Here is a 15,992-nt window from a genome sequence, read left to right on the forward strand (position 1 = left end):
TGTTGCTCACTGATAGGCCATCATGCGGCCTAAGATCCGCTCATGGACCAGAACACCAGGGCCGCCACCATGACCGTGGTCGGACAGCGCGGGCGCCTGATTATCCCTGCGGCGCTCCAGCGCGCCGCAGGAATCGCCGAGGGCACCCGGGTGGCGATCCGCGCCACCGAGGACGGCACCACCATCCTGGAGCCGACCTGGGCCGTGGCGGCCCGGCTGCGGCGCACGGTCGGACCGCTGTTGCGGCCGCAGGGCGAGGTGAGCGTCCGGTGGGGCGGGCGGCCCGGGCGGCCGGACGGCGTGCGGCCCACCGACCTCCTGCTGCCCGCGACGGCTGCCAGAAGCGCGGTGGAGCGCGCCCTCGGATTCGCCGAGGGCGGCGGCACCGACCTGCTGGTGGTGCTCACCGCCTCCGCGGTGCTGGGCTGGCTCACCGGGGCGGACGGCACCGGCCCCGGCAGCGCGATGGCCGGCACGCTGCCGTACGCGGTGCTGCCCGAGCAAGCAGTCGCCCAGCTGGTCACCGTCCTGGTGAGGGCCGGCGGCCGCGACGAGGTCGACATGGTGCTCGCCGACCTGCAGCTGCTCGGCCTCAAGCTGACCGCCCCCGGGGAGGGGCACGCCGACCTGGCCCACGACACGGCCACCGCGCTGGCGCTGGTCACCGACGCCGCCCGCGACGGCGTCGCGCTCGACTTCACCGACGCGCTGTGCACCGCCGTCGCCCTGCGGCTCGGCCTGCTCCTGCTCGCGGCCGGCCCCGCCCCGGTGCCGTCCGAGCGGGGGGATCAGCCCGAAAGCGGTGAGTGACGCAGATCACACCAGGTGCGGCGAGATTTTCTGCCTCTTCCCCGCCGTCCCGCGCCCAGGAGGTGAACCCACCGTCCACGGAGGCAGTCCATGACCACCCCGCGCACCGCGCACCCGAGCAGCCCAAGCGGCATCCCGACCCGCACGGCCGACCCGGACCCGACCCTTCTCCACCTGGTCGACGGCCGGGAGAAGTACTCGGTCCCCGTTCCCGGCGGGGGCGGCAGGAAGTTCTTCCGGACGTACGACATGGATGCAGACGGGGGCCTGGCCCTGTGGCTTCGCCTCGCCCAGCCGGGCTTCCCCGGTTACCCGTTCAACCGGGTCCGGGCCGGTCTCGTCGCCCGCCGGGATGCCGTCCTGACCGGGGGGAGCCCGGACCTGGCGCGGTTCGGCCAACTCGTCCTGGGACTGGCGCGCGGCGACCGCTGGAGCGAAGCCCTCTCGACGGCGCTGCTGGGCGACTGGGCCGACCCGCTCCACGACGGAACCGGCCTCGGCCTGCCCGCGCTCGACCGCCTGCGGTTGGAGACCCGGACGATCCACGCCCAGCTGGGAGAGCTGTGGGAGAAGCGGACGTACGGCAATAAGAGGGTCACCTCACTGGATGCCCCGGTAGGCAACGGCGCGACGCTGCGGGACCTGCTGGCCGACCGGCACCTGCCCGACGATCCGCTGCTCGACCAGGTCCCCGGCGACCGGCGCCTGGCCGCCCTCCTGACCCGCCTCACCCCGGCCGAACGGGACGTTGTCCTCGCCCTCGGCCACCCCGGCGTGGCCACCTGGGCGGATGCCGCCGAGTACACCGGCAGCGCCCAGCCCGGGCAGGACGGGACCAGGGTCCGCCGCAAGGTCGGCCGTGCCGTCCGGGAACTGCGCCGACGCGACGGACAACGCACCGACGACCCGACCGGGCTGTGGACCCCCGCCCGGAACGGCGGCGCCTTGTGACGGAGTTCCTGCTCTCGGCCAGCGCCGACTACCTCGGCGGCCTGGCAGCCACCGGGCTGATCGCGCTCAACGCATGGGCGATCAAGGTGATCCGTCGGAAGCGGGCGGGTGGGCTCCCGGTGCTACCAACGGTGACACGGCTGGTGCGGCAAGTTCCCACTGGGGCTGAGCCGCCTGCCAATTCGCACCCTCGGGTGCCGGACGGCGCATTCTTCCACCTGATGGCGAACCAGTCGGGCCATGGCCAGGTGCGGTCGGACACCTCAACTACGACGAGGGTGTGACCCCCGATACGGGCTTCCAGGACTGGTACTTCGGCGGGCTGGCGCGGCCACCCAGCCGCTGAGGACGCGCCCCGCGATTGGTCCCACTACTTCCACTCCACACCCGTCACCGACAGCTTCGTCGCTCCGTACGCCTCCGAGGAGAGCACCGTTGCGGGGCGGCCCCCTTGCGGCACTTCCACGACGGCCTCCGCGGACCACACCTCCTCGATGCTGGACCACTTGCGGCCCCGTCCCAGCAGGGCGTCGGTGTCGTCGCCCGGTTTGATCCAGTCGGCCGGCGTCCGGCCACGGTCCCGGTACGTGCCCTCCAGTGTGCAGGTGACGAGGGAGCCGCCATCCTTCAGCCGGAACGTCGGCAGCGCGTTCGTCAGCGAACGGAACGAGAGGCTGCGCTCGAGCACCTTCTGGTCCCATCCGTTGAGGTAGTCCACCAGGCCGTTGGTGAAATCGCCTCGTTCGAAGTCGGTGCTCTCCGGCTTCCCGTCCGGCACGGTGAAGCTCAGGTACTGGGCGTAGCGCCCGCACACAGCAGTGTCCGTCTCCGCGGTCGGCGACAGCTCCACGCCTCCGGACGTTGTGCGGGCCAGGGCCGGCATTACCTTCGGCCGCACGGATCGTTGGCCCGGCACCGGTGTCGAGGAGGGGGCGTCGGTCGGAGCTGTCGTCGGCGGTGCCTCGGTCACCACCCAGGTGGCCACGACCGCCTTCCACTCCCCGCTCGCCCGGTCGCGCGTGAAATAGGTCAGGGTGGAACTGCGGTCCGCTTCCCGCCCCTCCGTCTTGTTCAGGACGGCGAAGCTCTGCGGCTCTCCGGAGTCGGTCTGCGGGATCAGGTACACCGGGCGGACAGGCCGGATGGGCTCATTCTTGGTTCCGTTGGTCTGGTGCAGCTGTGCCGTGGCCCGGTTCTCCTTGAGCAGCTGCCCATCCTCCACCCGGGCGAGCGCCTCGGCATCGCCCTTCTCGGTAGCCGCCTGCCTCTCTTTGACGTACCGCTCGAAGACCTGCTGGGCCTGCGCTTCGGTGAACGACGGTGCTGCGTTGGTCGTGCCGTTGCCCGAGGTGCCGGAGACGGACGACCCCGCAGACGCCCCGGACCCGCTTCCGGAAGAACAGCCGGCCACGCCCATCGCGAGGAGAGCTGCAGCCCCCATTGCGCTCCACCCCCGTGCCCGATTCCGTGTGATCACTGCGGCTCCCCCCGTTGGTCCATCAATCCGATCGCAGGGATCCTATTGGGTCCAACTAGGGCACCGGCCAGGGACACTGTCACGGATCAACGACTCCGTCGGCACCCGGTCCCGGGACCAGATGGACGACGAACAGGCCCGCGACGCGCTGCGACAGGTCCAGCGGTGGCTTCGCAGCCTGCGCTCCTACCACCACCCCGACCCGCCCACCGCGCCGCACGAGGCCGCCTCGCCCGCGCCTACTTCGACCTCGGCCTGGAAGCGGGCACCAACGCGGCGGGCACACGCTGAACGGCACCGAGCCGGCCTCGCCGATTGCTCCCGGTACCGGCGCGCACGGCCCGCCCGATGCGAGCCGGCCGCCACGAACTCACCCGCAGGGCGCGCACGGGCCCGGGGCGGCTACCGGGTCCGCCGACCTCGAAGAACCAACCCCAGCCGAGCACAGGGGCTGGAAGACTTTCCCTGCGGCGGGCGTACTGCTCGGAACCGGGCCACGGAGAGGATCACCAGTGGAAGCTGAGCGGCTGGGACACCGGGTGCTGGACGGGACCGCCTGCTTCGTCCGGAAGCTCCCTGAACCGCCCGCTATACCCGACCAGGCCTGGATCAACAGGCCTGGATCAACAGGCCTGCCGACGACGCGACCGTCAGGTAGGAGTTCCCGGCCGAGCATCCACAGGAGATCCGATGATCAAGATCGAGTACCGCCGGACTGGCCCCTACGTGGACCGTGGTCGCGAGCACCAGGACGGAGCGGACCTCGCTGCGGTGACCCGTGCCGAACTGCGCTGGTACTACTTCCTGTCCGACCTCTCGTTCACGATCGGCGAGACCGAGCTGGCCCCGCCGTGGTCATGGACGCCCGTGTTCGACTTCCTGTGGTCGATGCAGGGCGTTCTCGAACAACTGGAGAGGGGCGAGCGCTCTACGATCGGCTTCACCGAGAACGCCGAGCTGATCGAGTTCGTCCCGGAGGACGGGAAGGTGCGGGTCTCGTGCACGTACGCGACGGCCGAGGCGGTCTGCGAGCTGGCTGACCTCAAGGACGCCTGGCAGGGCTTCCGGCAGGCCGTGCTGAGCGAGCTCAGCGCCAAGCACCCGCGTCTCGCGGCCAACCCAGCGCTCGCGGCACCCAGGCTCTGACCGGAGGGAGGGCCTACCGGGTCGCGGGCAGGCCCGGTGTTCCAGGCCCAAGGCAGTCGGGATCGCGGGCGAGCAGCGCGGCGACGCCCGCCTCGTCGTCCGTGATGCTGTTGCCCTTGGCCGCCCGGGCCCAGAGGGCGAGCAGGGCGGGGATCTCGTCGGGGGTGGCGGCGCGCAACAGGATCTGATCGGTCATACGGGCCTGTCTAGCCGCCCCGGTTCGCACCGGCACCGGGATTTTGGACGGCCCGACGGCACGGGCCCGCAGATGAACCGGGTTACGCACGGACGGCGCCGCCCGCGCTGGCCCGGTAGGGCGGAGCGGACGGCACCGGTCGCGTGGCGGCCGCCGGAACCGGCGACCGCCGGGAGCGCCGGAGATCAGAAGTGGTGGGTGGTGTCCCGCTCGGCCGCTTCGATCTGGTTGATCCGGCGCTGCAGCGCGTCGGCCTGGGCACGGGTCTTGCGCGCCGCGTCGTGCTGGCCCGCGCGGTCCAGTCGGTCGGCCTTCTGACGCAGTTCGGCGACCTGCTGGCGCATCTTGTTGAGGTCGACCTTGATCGAGGCGGCAGCCGCCGGCTGGGCGGAGGCGACCTGGGCGACCGTCGCCAGGGCGCCGCCGGCCAAGGCTGCGGTCAGGACGAGGGCGGTCATGCGTCGACGCATGGGTGACTCCTTACGGTATTGCACGGTTCACTGACTGGACATCATCCGATTACCAGTCAGTAATCATGATGGCACGATCTTCTGCCGCCCCCTGCGCCCGAACCGTCTTACCCTGCGCACCGCTACAACCCGCTCCCCCGACCACTACAACCCACCCTTCCCCCCTCCACATCGCTCCGCTCCGGCACCCGTGAGGGCCTGGCCGCCGCCCGCGCCCGCGGCAGGGCCGGCGGGCGACCCACCATGGTCAACGCGGACATCATCCGGGCCGCCCGCGACATGCTCCCCGACCCCGAGTACTCGATCACCTCGATCGCCAAACTCCTCGGCGCCAGCCCCGGCACCCTCTACAACCACATCCCCGACCTGCAAGAACTACGTGCCTCCGGTCGCATCCCGGGGCAGCTCAGCGTCGGATGACTGATACCCCAATAACCGGTACGGGTGAAGCCGGTCGGCTACAGCTACCCCATCGCGTACGTCATGAGGAGGTCGACCGGGGCCTGCCGTCGCTCTTCAACGCCTCCCGGAAGGCGAGCAGCGGATCCGGCTCCTGCCTGATCAAGTCGAAAAACTGGAGTTGGCCCCCGATGATGACCGACTCCACCGGGACGGGCAGTTCGGCCGGCCATCGTCCCGCGCGCGCACCATCGTTGAGTACCCGGCGGAACGCGCCGGTCGTACCCCGCAGATTCTTCCCATCCTCCTTCACCACGTCGGCGTCGCAGCGGCCGTCGCCGTCCACGACGGCTCGCAGGATCTGCTTCGCCCTCGGAGGGAGATGTTCGTAGTAATCGAACGCCCGCTCAGGTGTCCACCTGTCGGCTGGCACCGCGGAGATGGTGGTCTCCGGGAGTGCGGCCAGCGCAAGCAGCTGTTCCAGCGCCTCGGGGGTCGGGTCTTCGATCGTGATCGTGATCCTCATGGCGGCGACCATCTCACGCTGAGTGTTGTGAAGACAAAGAACGGCATTAGACGTCACTAAACCGGGTGAGGTTCCGCGTCCAGCCTCCTGCCGGGGCTGGGCCTGGCTACGCTGCCCCCATGACGACCAACAAGCCGCATCGCTGCGACGAGAGCTGCGTGTGTCCGGACCATGGCACCCCGCTCATCTACTCGCGCTACACCGCCGACCATGCCTGCCGAGACGTCGACTGCCGGTACGGACACGGCGGGGCAGTGAGCCCGATCCGGCAGCTGTGCGAGGACGCCAGCCGCCGGGCCGAGGCCATGGAACGGCGCGCCGCGTGGCCGGCCGTCGACCGTGATTCGCAGCAGGACGCAACGGCCTGGCGCTCGATCGGGTGAGCAACGGCGCGGTGGCGGGACCGAGTTGGGAGCGTCCCCGTACGCTCCCGGCATGACCGCCGTGAACGCCCGCCAGGGCACCGCCTACCTGTGTCCCTCGGAGGTCGGCGCGCTGGGCGCCTTCATCCGCGCTCGTGCCGCGGAGCACGAGGCCCGGTTCGGTGACGAGAGCTCCGAGCGGGTCGCCGAGGCGCTGCGCAACGCCTCCAACTTCGCCGGGAGCATGCTGAGCCCCCCGGTGGGTGAGGTCTCGAAGGACCGTGCCCGGCTGCAGTGGGATGTGCTGCTGGAGATGGCGGCGCCCTGGGCCGATCACCGGGACTACGACCCGCGGTGGTCGGTGAACTCCGCCGGCTGCAGCCTCCTGTAGGCGGCGGATCCCGAGTACGGCGCGAGGGTTGTTGTACCGACCTCTGTGTTGCGTCCTCTAATTTGCCTTGCCTTAGAGGACGCAACACAGACCCTGGTACAGATAGGCTGTCCGCACGGGTCGTCAGCCCCCGTTACCTAATGGGGACCGAAGCCGGCGGATCGCTACCCGTTACTCGGTCCCGCGAGACCTCGAAAAAGAGCGCGGCCGCTGGCTTCATCTCGGCGGTGATCAGCTGACGTCCGGTGAGTCATACGACTTATCCGGGTCTTGAGCCCTCCAGAAAGAGTTGGCCCCGGGTGTCGGCCGACCGCCGCCGAGGAAGGAACGAGATCGTGAGGGTGCCCGGCGTCGGGGCCACTCCTGCCAGACATACGAGGCCCTGATCTTCATCAAGAGATCAGCGGGCCCCGGCGTCCGGCCCCCTCACGGCCGCCATCGAGCGGATGATCGAATGTCCGTGGTCCGAGCCCGCCGCAGGGTACACCTCTCACTTCTCCGGGACGCCTCCGAGCTCCTGCACAGACCGAGGCCCCTGCGGTCAGCTGGGGTCACGAACGACTAATCGGATGACGGGCCCGGAGCCCTTCCATTAGGGAGTCGCGTGCCTCCACGCAGGTCTTTGACCAGCGGATATATACATCGGGTGGAAGGACAAGGAGGACGCCCGTGAAGGTGTTCTGCGGGATCGACTGGGCCAGCGACCACCACGACGTCGCCGTGGTCGACGGCGAAGGCAAGCTCCTCGGCCGGGCCCGGATCGGCGACGATGCGGCGGGCCTGCAGCAGTTGCTCGACCTCCTGGCCGAGCACGGCGATGGCCCCGGCGAGCGGATACCGGTGGCGATCGAGACCTCCCGCGGCCTGCTCGTGGCTTGCCTCCGGGCGACCGGCCGACCGGTTTACGCCGTCAACCCGATGGCCGCCGCCCGCTACCGCGAGCGGCACAGCGTCTCGCGCAAGAAGTCCGACCACCTCGACGCGATGGTGCTGGCCAACATCCTGCGCACCGACGCCGACGCCCACCGCCCGCTGCCGGCCGACAGCGAACTCGCCCAGGCCGTCGCCGTCCTGGCACGCGCCCAGCAGGACGCTGTCTGGGATCGCACCCAGGCCGGCAACAAGCTCCGCTCCCACCTGCGCGAGTACTTCCCCGGCTACCTCGCCGCCGTCCAGCCGATCACCGGCGGCTTCAAAGCGCCACTGGCCCGCACCCTGCTGGCCGCCGCACCCACCCCCGGCCAGGCCGCCCGCCTCACCCGCACCCAGCTCAAGGCCGTGCTCAAGCGCGCCTGCCGCCAGCGCGGCATCGACGCCGAGGTCGAACGTCTGCACGCCGCCCTGCGCGTTCCGCAGATGCGCCAGCTCCCGCAGGTCGAGACCGCGATGGGTCGCCAGGCCATCGCCCTGCTGGGCAAGTTCGAGGCCGCCTGCACCGCTGCGGACGATCTCGCCGAAGCCTCGGTCGAGCTGTTCGAACAGCACCCCGACGCCGCGATCATCACCAGCTTCCCCGGCCTCGGCGCACTCAGCGGCGCCCGCATCCTCGCCGAGATCGGCGACGACCGCACCCGCTTCGCGGACGCCAAGGCGCTCAAGGCCTATGCCGGATCAGCACCGGTCACCCGTGCCTCCGGCAAGAGCCACGCCGTCATGGTCCGCCGGGTCAAAAACCAGCGGCTTGCCGCCGTCGGCTACGTCTGGGCCTTCGCCTCGCTCACCGCCTCGCCCGGCGCCAGGGCCCACTACGACCGTCGACGCAAGGCCGGCGATCGCCACAGCTCCGCCCAGCGCAACCTCTACAACCGGCTACTCGGCTGCCTCCACCACTGCCTGGCCACCGGCACTCCCTACAACGAGCTCACAGCCTTCCCGGCGCCGCCCAAGCTCGAACTGGCCATCGCAGCTTGACCCACTAACCCCATCGGATGTCTTTTTCGTGGCCCTGAAACGGGGCTCCTGGCCTCCGGGTCCGGCATGCCCGGCCGAGCGCAACGCCCGGCCGCTGACGGGTGCCGGGTCTGCGTAACGTGGATGCGCGCGAACGGTGCCGAAGGGCGAGGCCAGGACGAACGAGCGACCTTCGGGGGTTCAGTGTTCGACACGAGTGACATCGCGGTCTTCCTCGGCCTGGACGTCGGCAAGGGCGACCACCACGGCCACGGCCTGACCACCGCCGGCAAGACCGTCTTCGACAAGCGACTGCCCAACAGCGAACCGAAACTGCGGGCCGTCTTCGACAAGCTCACCGCCAAATTCGGCCGCGTCCTGGTCATCGTCGACCAGCCCGCCTCGATCGGCGCCCTGCCGCTCGCAGTGGCCCGTGACGCCGGCTGCGAGGTCGCCTACCTGCCCGGCCTGGCGATGCGCCGCATCGCCGACCTCTACCCCGGCGAAGCCAAGACCGACGCCCGCGACGCCCACGTGATCGCGGACGCCGCCCGCACCATGCCCCACACCCTGCGCGCCCTCGAACTCGCCGACGCGACCGCAGCCCAGCTCACCGTCCTGACCGGCTTCGACCAGGACCTCGCCGCCGAGGCCACCCGCACCAGCAACCGCCTGCGCGGCCTGCTCACCCAGTTACACCCCTCCCTCGAACGCGTCCTCGGCCCCCGCCTGGACCACCCCGCCGTCACCCACCTGCTCGAACAGCACGGCTCACCGGCCGCCCTGCGCAAAGCCGGCCGACGAAGACTCGTGACCCTGATACGGCCCAAAGCCCCGCGCATGGCCGAACGCCTGGTCGACGAGATCTTCAACGCGCTCGACGAGCAGACCGTCGTCGTCCCCGGCACCACCACGCTCGACACGGTGGTGCCCTCCCTGGCCCGCTCGCTCGCCGCCGTCCACGAACAACGACGCACCGTCGAAGCCCAGATCGGCGAACTGCTGGAGGCCCACCCTCTTTCCAAGGTCCTGACCTCGATGCCCGGAGTCGGAGTCAGGACCGCCGCCACCCTTCTGGTCACCGTCGGCGACGGCACCAGCTTCCCCACAGCCGCTCACCTGGCCTCCTACGCCGGCCTGGCGCCGGCGACGAAGTCCTCCGGATCCTCCATCCACAGCGAACACGCCCCCAGAACCGGCAACCGGCTCCTGAAACGGGCCATGTTCCTCTCCGCGTTCGCCGCCCTCCACGACCCCGACTCCCGCGCCTACTACGACCGACAGCGAGACCGCGGCAAGACCCACACCCAGGCCCTCCTCCGCCTCGCCCGCCAACGCATCAGCGTCCTGTTCGCCATGCTCCGAGACACCCTCTACGAAACCCGCACCCCCGAAACCGCGCCAGCATGACCCGCACAGCCTTGACGAAAGACATAGAGGCACCCCCCCCGCCTACGCTGGTCCCGTCCGCCGCACCCGACCCGGGCCGGCGGCCCGCACCGAAGGGATGCCCGTGTACATCACGCTCGCCGAGCTCGACGCCGTGCGCGACTTCGTCACCGCCCGCTTGGTGGAGCAGTCCAGGGCCCTGGCCAGCGCCCTGGGTGAGGACTACCCCTCGCTCGACCTCGCCCGCGCGCTCGATGCCGCCCTCCGCGCCGCCGCCGGCGGCGTCACCGACCTGGTCCACCTGCAGCAGGGCGCCACGGACACCCGCGAGACCATCAGCGTCGGCCTGGCCAGCACCGGCTGGAGCACCCTGGTGGCCGCGGCCCGACAGTGGCGCGAGCACCCCGACTACCCGGAGGTCGCCGACCGGGACTTCACCGACTTCGTGAACGGCGCCGTCCGCGCGGCCGCCCACTGAGGAGTACCCGTGAATCTGCCGGTGCTGGTCGAGGAGGTGGTGGACGCCGAGCTCGTCGAGGACGACGGCCAGGTGCTCGTGCAGTTCGCGCTGCCCGACGGCGGCCCGGACGATCCGGACAACGTGCTCACGGAGGAAGCGGCCGACGACCTCGCGGACGCCCGGCCGGCACGCACATCCCAGACCTACGCCGAGCAGTGGCTGTACTTCGCCCGCTGGTGCGCGGCCAACGGGCGGCGCCCGGGCCCGCGCACCAGCGAGGCGACCATGGTGTCCTACCTCTCGCATCTGCGCCGCCACGGCGGCCGGGACAAGACGGGGGCGCCGGTCAGCTCGCTGCGCTTGGCGATGGCCGCGATCCGGGACCGCAACGCCCGGGCGGGGTACGAGAACTGGCCGCTGAAGAAGGCGGCCTCCGAGCTGATCCGCAAGCAGGCCGCCGAGCACGCCCGGGCCCGGCGCACGCCGAGGTCGAGCCCGCCGGTCGACGCGGCCCGGGTTGGGCAGCTGCAGCAGGGCGCGACCGCCGGGGTTCCGCTCGCCCAGTGGCGGGACCTGACGATCCTGCACCTTGGCTACCGCACCCGGGCCCGGCGCAGCGAGCAATCCGCCTACCGGATCGACTCGATCGCCTTCGAGCGCCTTGAGGACGGCACCGAGCAGATGGTCGTCGGCAAGCGCACGTCGAAGAACGACCACTGGTCCACGGGCAAGGAGTACACCGTCCGGGACCCGCTGGCGATCTCCGTGGTGCGGACCTACATCGCGATGCTGGCCGAACTCGACCAAGCCGAGCCGGAGATGCCGCTGCTGCGCGGCGTCACGCAGTGGGGCGAGCTGATGCCCATCTCCGCCTCCGGGCTCGGGATGACCGGCGCGTCCGTGAACCGGGCGTTCCGGCGGATCGTCGCGCGCACTCCGGGCTTCGATGCGCCGCACGCGACCAGCCACGGCCTGCGGGCCGGGGTGCCGGCCGACCTCGCCGCCCAGGGCTACAGTCCTGCGGAGATTCTGGTCATCACCGAGGACTGGAAGTCGACCAGCATGGTGGAGAAGTACGCCAAGGCGGGGCTGCGCCGGGCGGGCAAGGACGACCGGGGCCGGACCCAGGCCGCGCTGGACGCCTTGGTCGTCCCGCCGCTCGACGCTGCCGACGGCCGGTAGCCGTACGACGCCTTCGTCGTGCCCGGCCAGGCAGGGTTGCCCGGCCGGGACGCGGTCGCGGCTACCGCTTGCGGCGCACCGCCCAGAACAGCACCGGGCCGGTGGTTCCCGTGGCAACCGCGCTGGCGCCCGGGTACCGCGGCTCCAGGACGGCGCCCGTCAGCACCACCAGGCCACCGTGGAGGACGACGACGACGTCCCGCACGGTGATGGGCCGGTCGCCGAAGGAGGGCAGGCCGGAGGGCGGGGAGAGCTGTGCCATGATGGACAGGTGTCCTTTCTTGCCAAGAGATGGGCTGGACAAGGCACCACCGGCGGGCCACCTCTTCCCAGGTGGCCCGCCCTTCTTCGGCGCCCTGGAAAGGGAGTCTCCTGCTGTTCCGGACGTTCCGTCAAATCGGCTTGGCGGCAGCTCGTTGGCACTCGAATCGCCGCAGTTCAGGGCCAGTAGATTTAGGTCATCGAATAACTGACACCGGTGCAATGTTGGATTTTTGCTGGATGTCCACCATCGGTCATGCAGATTCGTTCTTAGACATCCGTCGTGGCATTTCGGTAAGCTCGCATCGGTCCCGAGAAGACTGTCGTTGGCCCCCGGTGAGCATCTGCTCGTCGGGGGCCGTCGTCGTTGGTGCGGTGCCCCGGCCTGCTCGGGGGTTCAGGACCAGGGCGCCGCCGCTGTCCACGGTGCCGCGAGTTCCTCGCGGCGGCGCGCGGTGCTACGCCGTGGCGGCATCCACGGCGTCGGTGGTCTGCTCGACGGCCGGCGCAAGCGGCTGGGCGGTGCCATCGGGGCCGGGCAGCAGCAGGCGCAGAGAGCGCGGGCGGACGCGGCCGCGGCCCGAGCAGTGAACGGTCACCTCCCTGTGGCTGACCATCCCCCACCCGTCGCCGACACCGTGGGTCCGGATGTCGGCGACGGACAGGGTCAGGACGGCACCCTCCCAGGGGTCCGGCGTGAGGAGGGTGGTCCCGGTCTCACGCAGGATCGCCTCCAGGCGGCGAAGCTGACGGGGCGGGGCCGGGCTGGTGCGCTGGAGCAGCATCAGGGGCGTGGCGGGGGCAAGCTCGGCCGCGGCGAGGGCCCAGTGCTGGGCAGGGTCCTCAACCAACACGGTGCGGTCCAAGGGGATGCCGTAGGCCTCGGCCGCGCTGAGGCCTACGGTCGGCATTCCGATGATGCTGACCCAGTCGTGCCTGGTCACCGCTCCGCCCGCGAGGGCCAGGAGCAGGGACATGTCGCGCTGGACGGTGACGACCGCGCCGCGTGGGAGCCGGCCGTCCGGCAGGACCGGGGCGAGCGCGGGGTGCGCTGGCCGGGTGGCGGCCTCCACCCGGGCGAGCCGCGCCTCGGGCGAGGTCTCGTTGAGAAGTGCCGTGAATCGGTCGCTACGGTCGCTTCGCCCGCCGCTGGGGACGATCGTGAGCGGGGCGGCGTTCACCGGGCCACCTCGCTGTCGGGCAGCGCGACGCGCAGCTCAGCCTCGCGCAGGGTGCCCGGGGAGTAGATCACCCACTCGTGGGTCAGCGGTGGGCCCCAGAGGACGTGGGCGGCCCACCGGCCGTGGGCCAGCGGCCGCCAGGCCGTGACGATGCCGGTCAGCCAGGTACCGCCGACCCGGATGGCGGCCGGGCTCCAGACCGCCCGTTCCCGAACCGCGGCCTGCTCGACTTCCTCCTGGGGTGCCCGGCGGGCATCACGCCAAGACTCGACGGCGCCGGGTGGGGTTGGTCGGCGTGATGGATAGGTGGGCACGCACATAGGATCGAACAGATGTTCGGTGGCGACCAAACGTCAGATGATCATGGCTCTACTGGGCGCCGAGGGGCGGTCGAGGCGGTCGGCCGCGACCCGCCGCAGCCGAAGGACGTCGGGTGGACCGGGCGCCCGGGTGCGATCACGGGAACCGGCGAGTTGAGTGGTGAGGGGGCCCAAGGGGGCCGAGCGGTTGGAGTTGCGGTGCCCACGGTGATCGCGAAGAAGGCACTGACGTTCTCGCTGGTCAGCATCAACGTCGGAATTGTCTCCGCGACGGGCGAGCACCGGGTGCCGCTACACAAGGTCCACGCCACGGACGGCGGCCGCATCCGCCAGCGCCGCGTCTGCGAATACGACGGCCAAGAAGTCCCGCCCGACCAGATAGCCCGCGGCTACCAGGCCCCCGACGGCCGAACCGTCGTCCTGACCCCCGACGAGCTCGACCAGCTGCCCCTGCCCACCACCCGGGAGATCCACGTCCTCGGGTTCATGCCGGCCGAGAGCCTCGACCCCACCGCCTGCGACAAGCCGTACTACCTCGGCCCCACCACCGCGGCCGCCGCCCGCCCGTACGCCCTGCTGCGCCAGGCACTGCTCGACACCGGCCAGGTCGCCGTCGTACGCACCGCCCTGCACACCCGCGAAGCCCTCGCGGTACTGCGGGTACGCGAGAACGCCTTGGTCCTGCACACCTTGCTGTGGCCCGACGAACTCCGCTCCCCCGAGGGCATCGCCCCAGCCGACATCGAACTACAGGAAAAGGAGCTGTCGCTGGCCCGCACCCTCATGGACACGATCTCCGAGTACCTGCACCTGGAGAGCGAGCACGACGACTACGCCCAGGCCCTGGAGGACGTCGTCGCCGCCAAGCTGCGCGGTGCCGAGCCCCCACGCGCCGTCGGCGCCCTGCCGCCTGCCCCCGGCACCGCCGTCGATTTCATGGCCGCGCTCGAACGCGCCCTCGCCGACGCCGAGCAACGCCACCCCAAAACGGCCGCCCGCGCCGTCAAGAACACTGCGGCGAAGAAGACCACGACCAGGCGCAGCGCGACCAGCAAGGCTCTGCCCGCGGCCGGAAAGCTTTCCCCGGCGGCTGAGGAGGCGAAGAAGCCGGCCTCGCGCCGACGCCCCGGGTAAGGCTGGGGCCCCCTGTGCTGGCGGATCGGGGTGGGGCTGCGGGGGGGCAGCTCTCGGCCTGGCTGATGAGGACGGCGTCGTGTTGGTGAGACGTTCTGGAGCAGGTGCGCCGCGGCGGCCACGACGTCGTCGTCGTTGTTCGGCAGTCGGCGATGTCCGGGTTCTTCGGTGTCCTATCCCTGCCAGCACCGGCACCGCGGGACGAGCCGAGGCCGGCCTGTGCCCGCTCGGGGGTTCGGGCAGCGGGCCGGACCGTCTTCAGCGTGCGGGGACGCGGACCGCCGCGCATCCGTTGCTACGCCAGAGCGGCGAGGCAGCCAGTCGCCCCACGCCGACAGCGGCGGGAGCAGCGGGAGTGTTGATGATCTGGTGCTGGGATGTCCGGCCGGCCGCGTGGGCGGGTGAGGCCGTGGCGGTCGGCCGGACGTCCTGGCGTTGTAAAGCTTCGGTGCGGCGGTGCCGCACCTGGCCGGCCCTGCTGGAACAAGGCAAGCCGGTCCCCTATTTGTGTCGAGTGGCAACGGCCGGGGAGACCGCGTACAGGGGGCCCTGAAGGGGGGCAGGAGAGGGCGCTCTATGTCCGGGACGGGTGCCCTGAGGGCATTCGGACATGGCGCAGGAGAGGCCTATGCCGGCGGAGCTGGCATGGCGGTGCGAGCACTATCGCGTGCTGCGGCGTTTGGGCATGCCGGGGCCTCCCAGGGCATGCGCGCGTCGTGCGGGCGGCTCGGGGACGGCCGCGCGGGCGGAACGGCGGAGACTGCTGGCGGAACTCCGGCCGTGTGAAGCACATTTTGACGTTCATTCCGTCCTCCAATCCCGTTGTCCTTGCGCGCCCGCCCTGGAGGGCGCCCGCGGTCGCGCGGGGCCCTTCTGCTTCGACCCCGCTTGGTTATCCCGAGGATTGCGTCTCGGAGGCGCTGAAGCAAGCGCCGCCGTCCCAGCAAGGTCGGACGAAGTTGCCATTGCGGACACTCATGTGGCCCGAGGACTGAGTGCTGTGAGCTGCTGCTTCTCACTGACGTCATGTCAACTTGCAGTGGGACAAAGCGAGAAACCGAACTTGGAGCGGCTGGACTGTCCCTACGGGACACAGCACGCTGTGCCATGGGAGTCCATCCCGCTCGGCTCTGGAAGGCCGGGCGGGCGTCATGTGGGCCCCCTGTCGAGTGGCACCAGATAAGGGGAGATCGCTTGCGCAAGAAGCACACCAACCAGGCCGTCGCGTCCGCGGCGTGCGTGGAGGTCCAAACGACGGCCGGCACCCAGGTGCCGGTCTCGGCCGCGATCGTCGTGGTCGTCGTCCTCCTCCTCACCACCGCACTCACCGCGCGGGGCATGGCGGTGCAGACCGTCGTCACCACCCTGGCCACGGCCGGCCTGCTCGGCATCGAGCTCGTCCGCCGCCTGGTCGAGGCGCTCACCACCCGCCGGACCCGCTAGGAGA

At 70.9% G+C, this 15,992-nt stretch carries 20 protein-coding genes; 13 read left to right on the forward strand and 7 right to left on the reverse strand.

Going from position 1 to position 15,992, the window contains the following annotated elements; genetic code table 11:
• The first annotated feature begins 42 nt into the window (after positions 1–42).
• The 3 genes from BOQ63_RS01525 to BOQ63_RS01535 all read left to right on the forward strand — a co-directional run bounded on the left by BOQ63_RS01525 (position 43) and on the right by BOQ63_RS01535 (position 2,045).
• A complete protein-coding gene (locus BOQ63_RS01525) occupies positions 43–810 on the forward strand; it encodes an AbrB/MazE/SpoVT family DNA-binding domain-containing protein (protein WP_072653156.1) in 768 nt (255 codons plus the stop codon).
• Positions 811–900: 90 nt separating this feature from the next.
• Complete coding sequence (locus BOQ63_RS01530; protein ID WP_072653157.1) at positions 901–1,761, forward strand: hypothetical protein; 861 nt, start codon at positions 901–903, stop codon at positions 1,759–1,761.
• Positions 1,758–2,045 carry a hypothetical protein gene (locus BOQ63_RS01535; protein WP_072653158.1) on the forward strand — a complete coding sequence of 96 codons (288 nt, stop codon included), beginning with the start codon at positions 1,758–1,760 and terminating at the stop codon, positions 2,043–2,045. The genes BOQ63_RS01530 and BOQ63_RS01535 overlap by 4 nt, the downstream gene beginning before the upstream one ends.
• An 86-nt stretch (positions 2,046–2,131) precedes the next feature.
• On the opposite strand, the gene BOQ63_RS01540 is transcribed toward BOQ63_RS01535, so the two are convergent.
• Entirely contained in the window at positions 2,132–3,202 is a 1,071-nt protein-coding gene (locus tag BOQ63_RS01540; protein WP_465398234.1) for a DUF8094 domain-containing protein, read from the reverse strand.
• A gap of 726 nt (positions 3,203–3,928) precedes the next feature.
• On the opposite strand from BOQ63_RS01540, the gene BOQ63_RS01545 reads away from it, so the two are divergent.
• Complete coding sequence (locus BOQ63_RS01545) at positions 3,929–4,384, forward strand: hypothetical protein (RefSeq protein ID WP_072653160.1); 456 nt, start codon at positions 3,929–3,931, stop codon at positions 4,382–4,384.
• A 13-nt stretch (positions 4,385–4,397) separates the two neighbouring features.
• Here BOQ63_RS01545 and BOQ63_RS01550 read toward each other — a convergent pair whose 3' ends face one another.
• Entirely contained in the window at positions 4,398–4,580 is a 183-nt protein-coding gene (locus BOQ63_RS01550) for a hypothetical protein (protein ID WP_072653161.1), read from the reverse strand.
• Positions 4,581–4,765: 185 nt separating this feature from the next.
• Positions 4,766–5,050 carry a hypothetical protein gene (locus BOQ63_RS01555; RefSeq protein WP_046385941.1) on the reverse strand — a complete coding sequence of 95 codons (285 nt, stop codon included), beginning with the start codon at positions 5,048–5,050 and terminating at the stop codon, positions 4,766–4,768.
• A 243-nt stretch (positions 5,051–5,293) separates the two neighbouring features.
• Between BOQ63_RS01555 and BOQ63_RS01560 the strand changes: the two genes are divergently transcribed.
• Positions 5,294–5,470 (forward strand): helix-turn-helix domain-containing protein, encoded by a 177-nt coding sequence (locus BOQ63_RS01560; protein ID WP_465398236.1) that lies wholly within the window; start codon positions 5,294–5,296, stop codon positions 5,468–5,470.
• Positions 5,471–5,531: 61 nt separating this feature from the next.
• Here BOQ63_RS01560 and BOQ63_RS01565 read toward each other — a convergent pair whose 3' ends face one another.
• Positions 5,532–5,975 (reverse strand): hypothetical protein, encoded by a 444-nt coding sequence (locus BOQ63_RS01565; RefSeq protein WP_143174586.1) that lies wholly within the window; start codon positions 5,973–5,975, stop codon positions 5,532–5,534.
• 119 nt (positions 5,976–6,094) lie between these two features.
• Here BOQ63_RS01565 and BOQ63_RS01570 point away from each other — a divergent pair, with 119 nt between their 5' ends.
• From BOQ63_RS01570 to BOQ63_RS01595, 6 genes are all read left to right on the forward strand, one after another.
• Positions 6,095–6,358 carry a hypothetical protein gene (locus BOQ63_RS01570; RefSeq protein ID WP_143174587.1) on the forward strand — a complete coding sequence of 88 codons (264 nt, stop codon included), beginning with the start codon at positions 6,095–6,097 and terminating at the stop codon, positions 6,356–6,358.
• Between the two features lie 52 nt (positions 6,359–6,410).
• Positions 6,411–6,728 carry a hypothetical protein gene (locus BOQ63_RS01575; RefSeq protein ID WP_072653164.1) on the forward strand — a complete coding sequence of 106 codons (318 nt, stop codon included), beginning with the start codon at positions 6,411–6,413 and terminating at the stop codon, positions 6,726–6,728.
• A gap of 669 nt (positions 6,729–7,397) precedes the next feature.
• Positions 7,398–8,639, forward strand: coding sequence for an IS110 family RNA-guided transposase (locus tag BOQ63_RS01580; protein ID WP_072653165.1), 1,242 nt, complete (start codon positions 7,398–7,400; stop codon positions 8,637–8,639).
• Between the two features lie 183 nt (positions 8,640–8,822).
• A complete protein-coding gene (locus BOQ63_RS01585) occupies positions 8,823–10,028 on the forward strand; it encodes an IS110 family RNA-guided transposase (RefSeq protein WP_072653166.1) in 1,206 nt (401 codons plus the stop codon).
• Positions 10,029–10,131: 103 nt separating this feature from the next.
• Positions 10,132–10,485, forward strand: a complete 354-nt coding sequence (locus BOQ63_RS01590; protein ID WP_143174588.1) for a hypothetical protein — start codon at positions 10,132–10,134, stop codon at positions 10,483–10,485.
• 9 nt (positions 10,486–10,494) lie between these two features.
• Positions 10,495–11,649: a site-specific integrase gene (locus BOQ63_RS01595; RefSeq protein ID WP_072653168.1), complete on the forward strand. Its 1,155-nt coding sequence runs from the start codon at positions 10,495–10,497 to the stop codon at positions 11,647–11,649.
• Between the two features lie 61 nt (positions 11,650–11,710).
• Here BOQ63_RS01595 and BOQ63_RS01600 read toward each other — a convergent pair whose 3' ends face one another.
• The 3 genes from BOQ63_RS01600 to BOQ63_RS01610 form a co-directional block, all read right to left on the reverse strand.
• A complete protein-coding gene (locus BOQ63_RS01600) occupies positions 11,711–11,911 on the reverse strand; it encodes a hypothetical protein (RefSeq protein ID WP_072653169.1) in 201 nt (66 codons plus the stop codon).
• A gap of 457 nt (positions 11,912–12,368) precedes the next feature.
• Complete coding sequence (gene imuA', locus BOQ63_RS01605) at positions 12,369–13,091, reverse strand: DnaE2-dependent mutagenesis accessory factor ImuA' (protein WP_072653170.1); 723 nt, start codon at positions 13,089–13,091, stop codon at positions 12,369–12,371.
• A complete protein-coding gene (locus BOQ63_RS01610; RefSeq protein ID WP_143174589.1) occupies positions 13,088–13,405 on the reverse strand; it encodes a hypothetical protein in 318 nt (105 codons plus the stop codon). The genes imuA' and BOQ63_RS01610 overlap by 4 nt, the downstream gene beginning before the upstream one ends.
• Before the next feature lie 204 nt (positions 13,406–13,609).
• On the opposite strand from BOQ63_RS01610, the gene ku reads away from it, so the two are divergent.
• Positions 13,610–14,545 (forward strand): non-homologous end joining protein Ku, encoded by a 936-nt coding sequence (gene ku, locus BOQ63_RS01615; protein WP_465398237.1) that lies wholly within the window; start codon positions 13,610–13,612, stop codon positions 14,543–14,545.
• 1,194 nt (positions 14,546–15,739) lie between these two features.
• Positions 15,740–15,988: a hypothetical protein gene (locus BOQ63_RS01620; RefSeq protein WP_072653172.1), complete on the forward strand. Its 249-nt coding sequence runs from the start codon at positions 15,740–15,742 to the stop codon at positions 15,986–15,988.
• The last annotated feature ends 4 nt before the right edge of the window (positions 15,989–15,992 follow it).

Source organism: Streptomyces viridifaciens (assembly GCF_001888885.2).
Classification (GTDB): domain Bacteria; phylum Actinomycetota; class Actinomycetes; order Streptomycetales; family Streptomycetaceae; genus Kitasatospora; species Kitasatospora aureofaciens.

Bases quoted from the DNA above. Each gene is read 5' to 3' on its own strand.
- BOQ63_RS01600 (WP_072653169.1), bottom strand. From the start codon at position 11,911: ATGGCACAGCTCTCCCCGCCCTCCGGCCTGCCCTCCTTCGGCGACCGG.
- BOQ63_RS01550 (WP_072653161.1), bottom strand. From the start codon at position 4,580: ATGACCGATCAGATCCTGTTGCGCGCCGCCACCCCCGACGAGATCCCC.
- BOQ63_RS01560 (WP_465398236.1), top strand. From the start codon at position 5,294: ATGGTCAACGCGGACATCATCCGGGCCGCCCGCGACATGCTCCCCGAC.
- BOQ63_RS01555 (WP_046385941.1), bottom strand. From the start codon at position 5,050: ATGCGTCGACGCATGACCGCCCTCGTCCTGACCGCAGCCTTGGCCGGC.
- BOQ63_RS01565 (WP_143174586.1), bottom strand. From the start codon at position 5,975: ATGAGGATCACGATCACGATCGAAGACCCGACCCCCGAGGCGCTGGAA.
- BOQ63_RS01545 (WP_072653160.1), top strand. From the start codon at position 3,929: ATGATCAAGATCGAGTACCGCCGGACTGGCCCCTACGTGGACCGTGGT.
- BOQ63_RS01570 (WP_143174587.1), top strand. From the start codon at position 6,095: ATGACGACCAACAAGCCGCATCGCTGCGACGAGAGCTGCGTGTGTCCG.
- BOQ63_RS01540 (WP_465398234.1), bottom strand. From the start codon at position 3,202: ATGGGGGCTGCAGCTCTCCTCGCGATGGGCGTGGCCGGCTGTTCTTCC.
- BOQ63_RS01530 (WP_072653157.1), top strand. From the start codon at position 901: ATGACCACCCCGCGCACCGCGCACCCGAGCAGCCCAAGCGGCATCCCG.
- BOQ63_RS01525 (WP_072653156.1), top strand. From the start codon at position 43: ATGGACCAGAACACCAGGGCCGCCACCATGACCGTGGTCGGACAGCGC.
- BOQ63_RS01575 (WP_072653164.1), top strand. From the start codon at position 6,411: ATGACCGCCGTGAACGCCCGCCAGGGCACCGCCTACCTGTGTCCCTCG.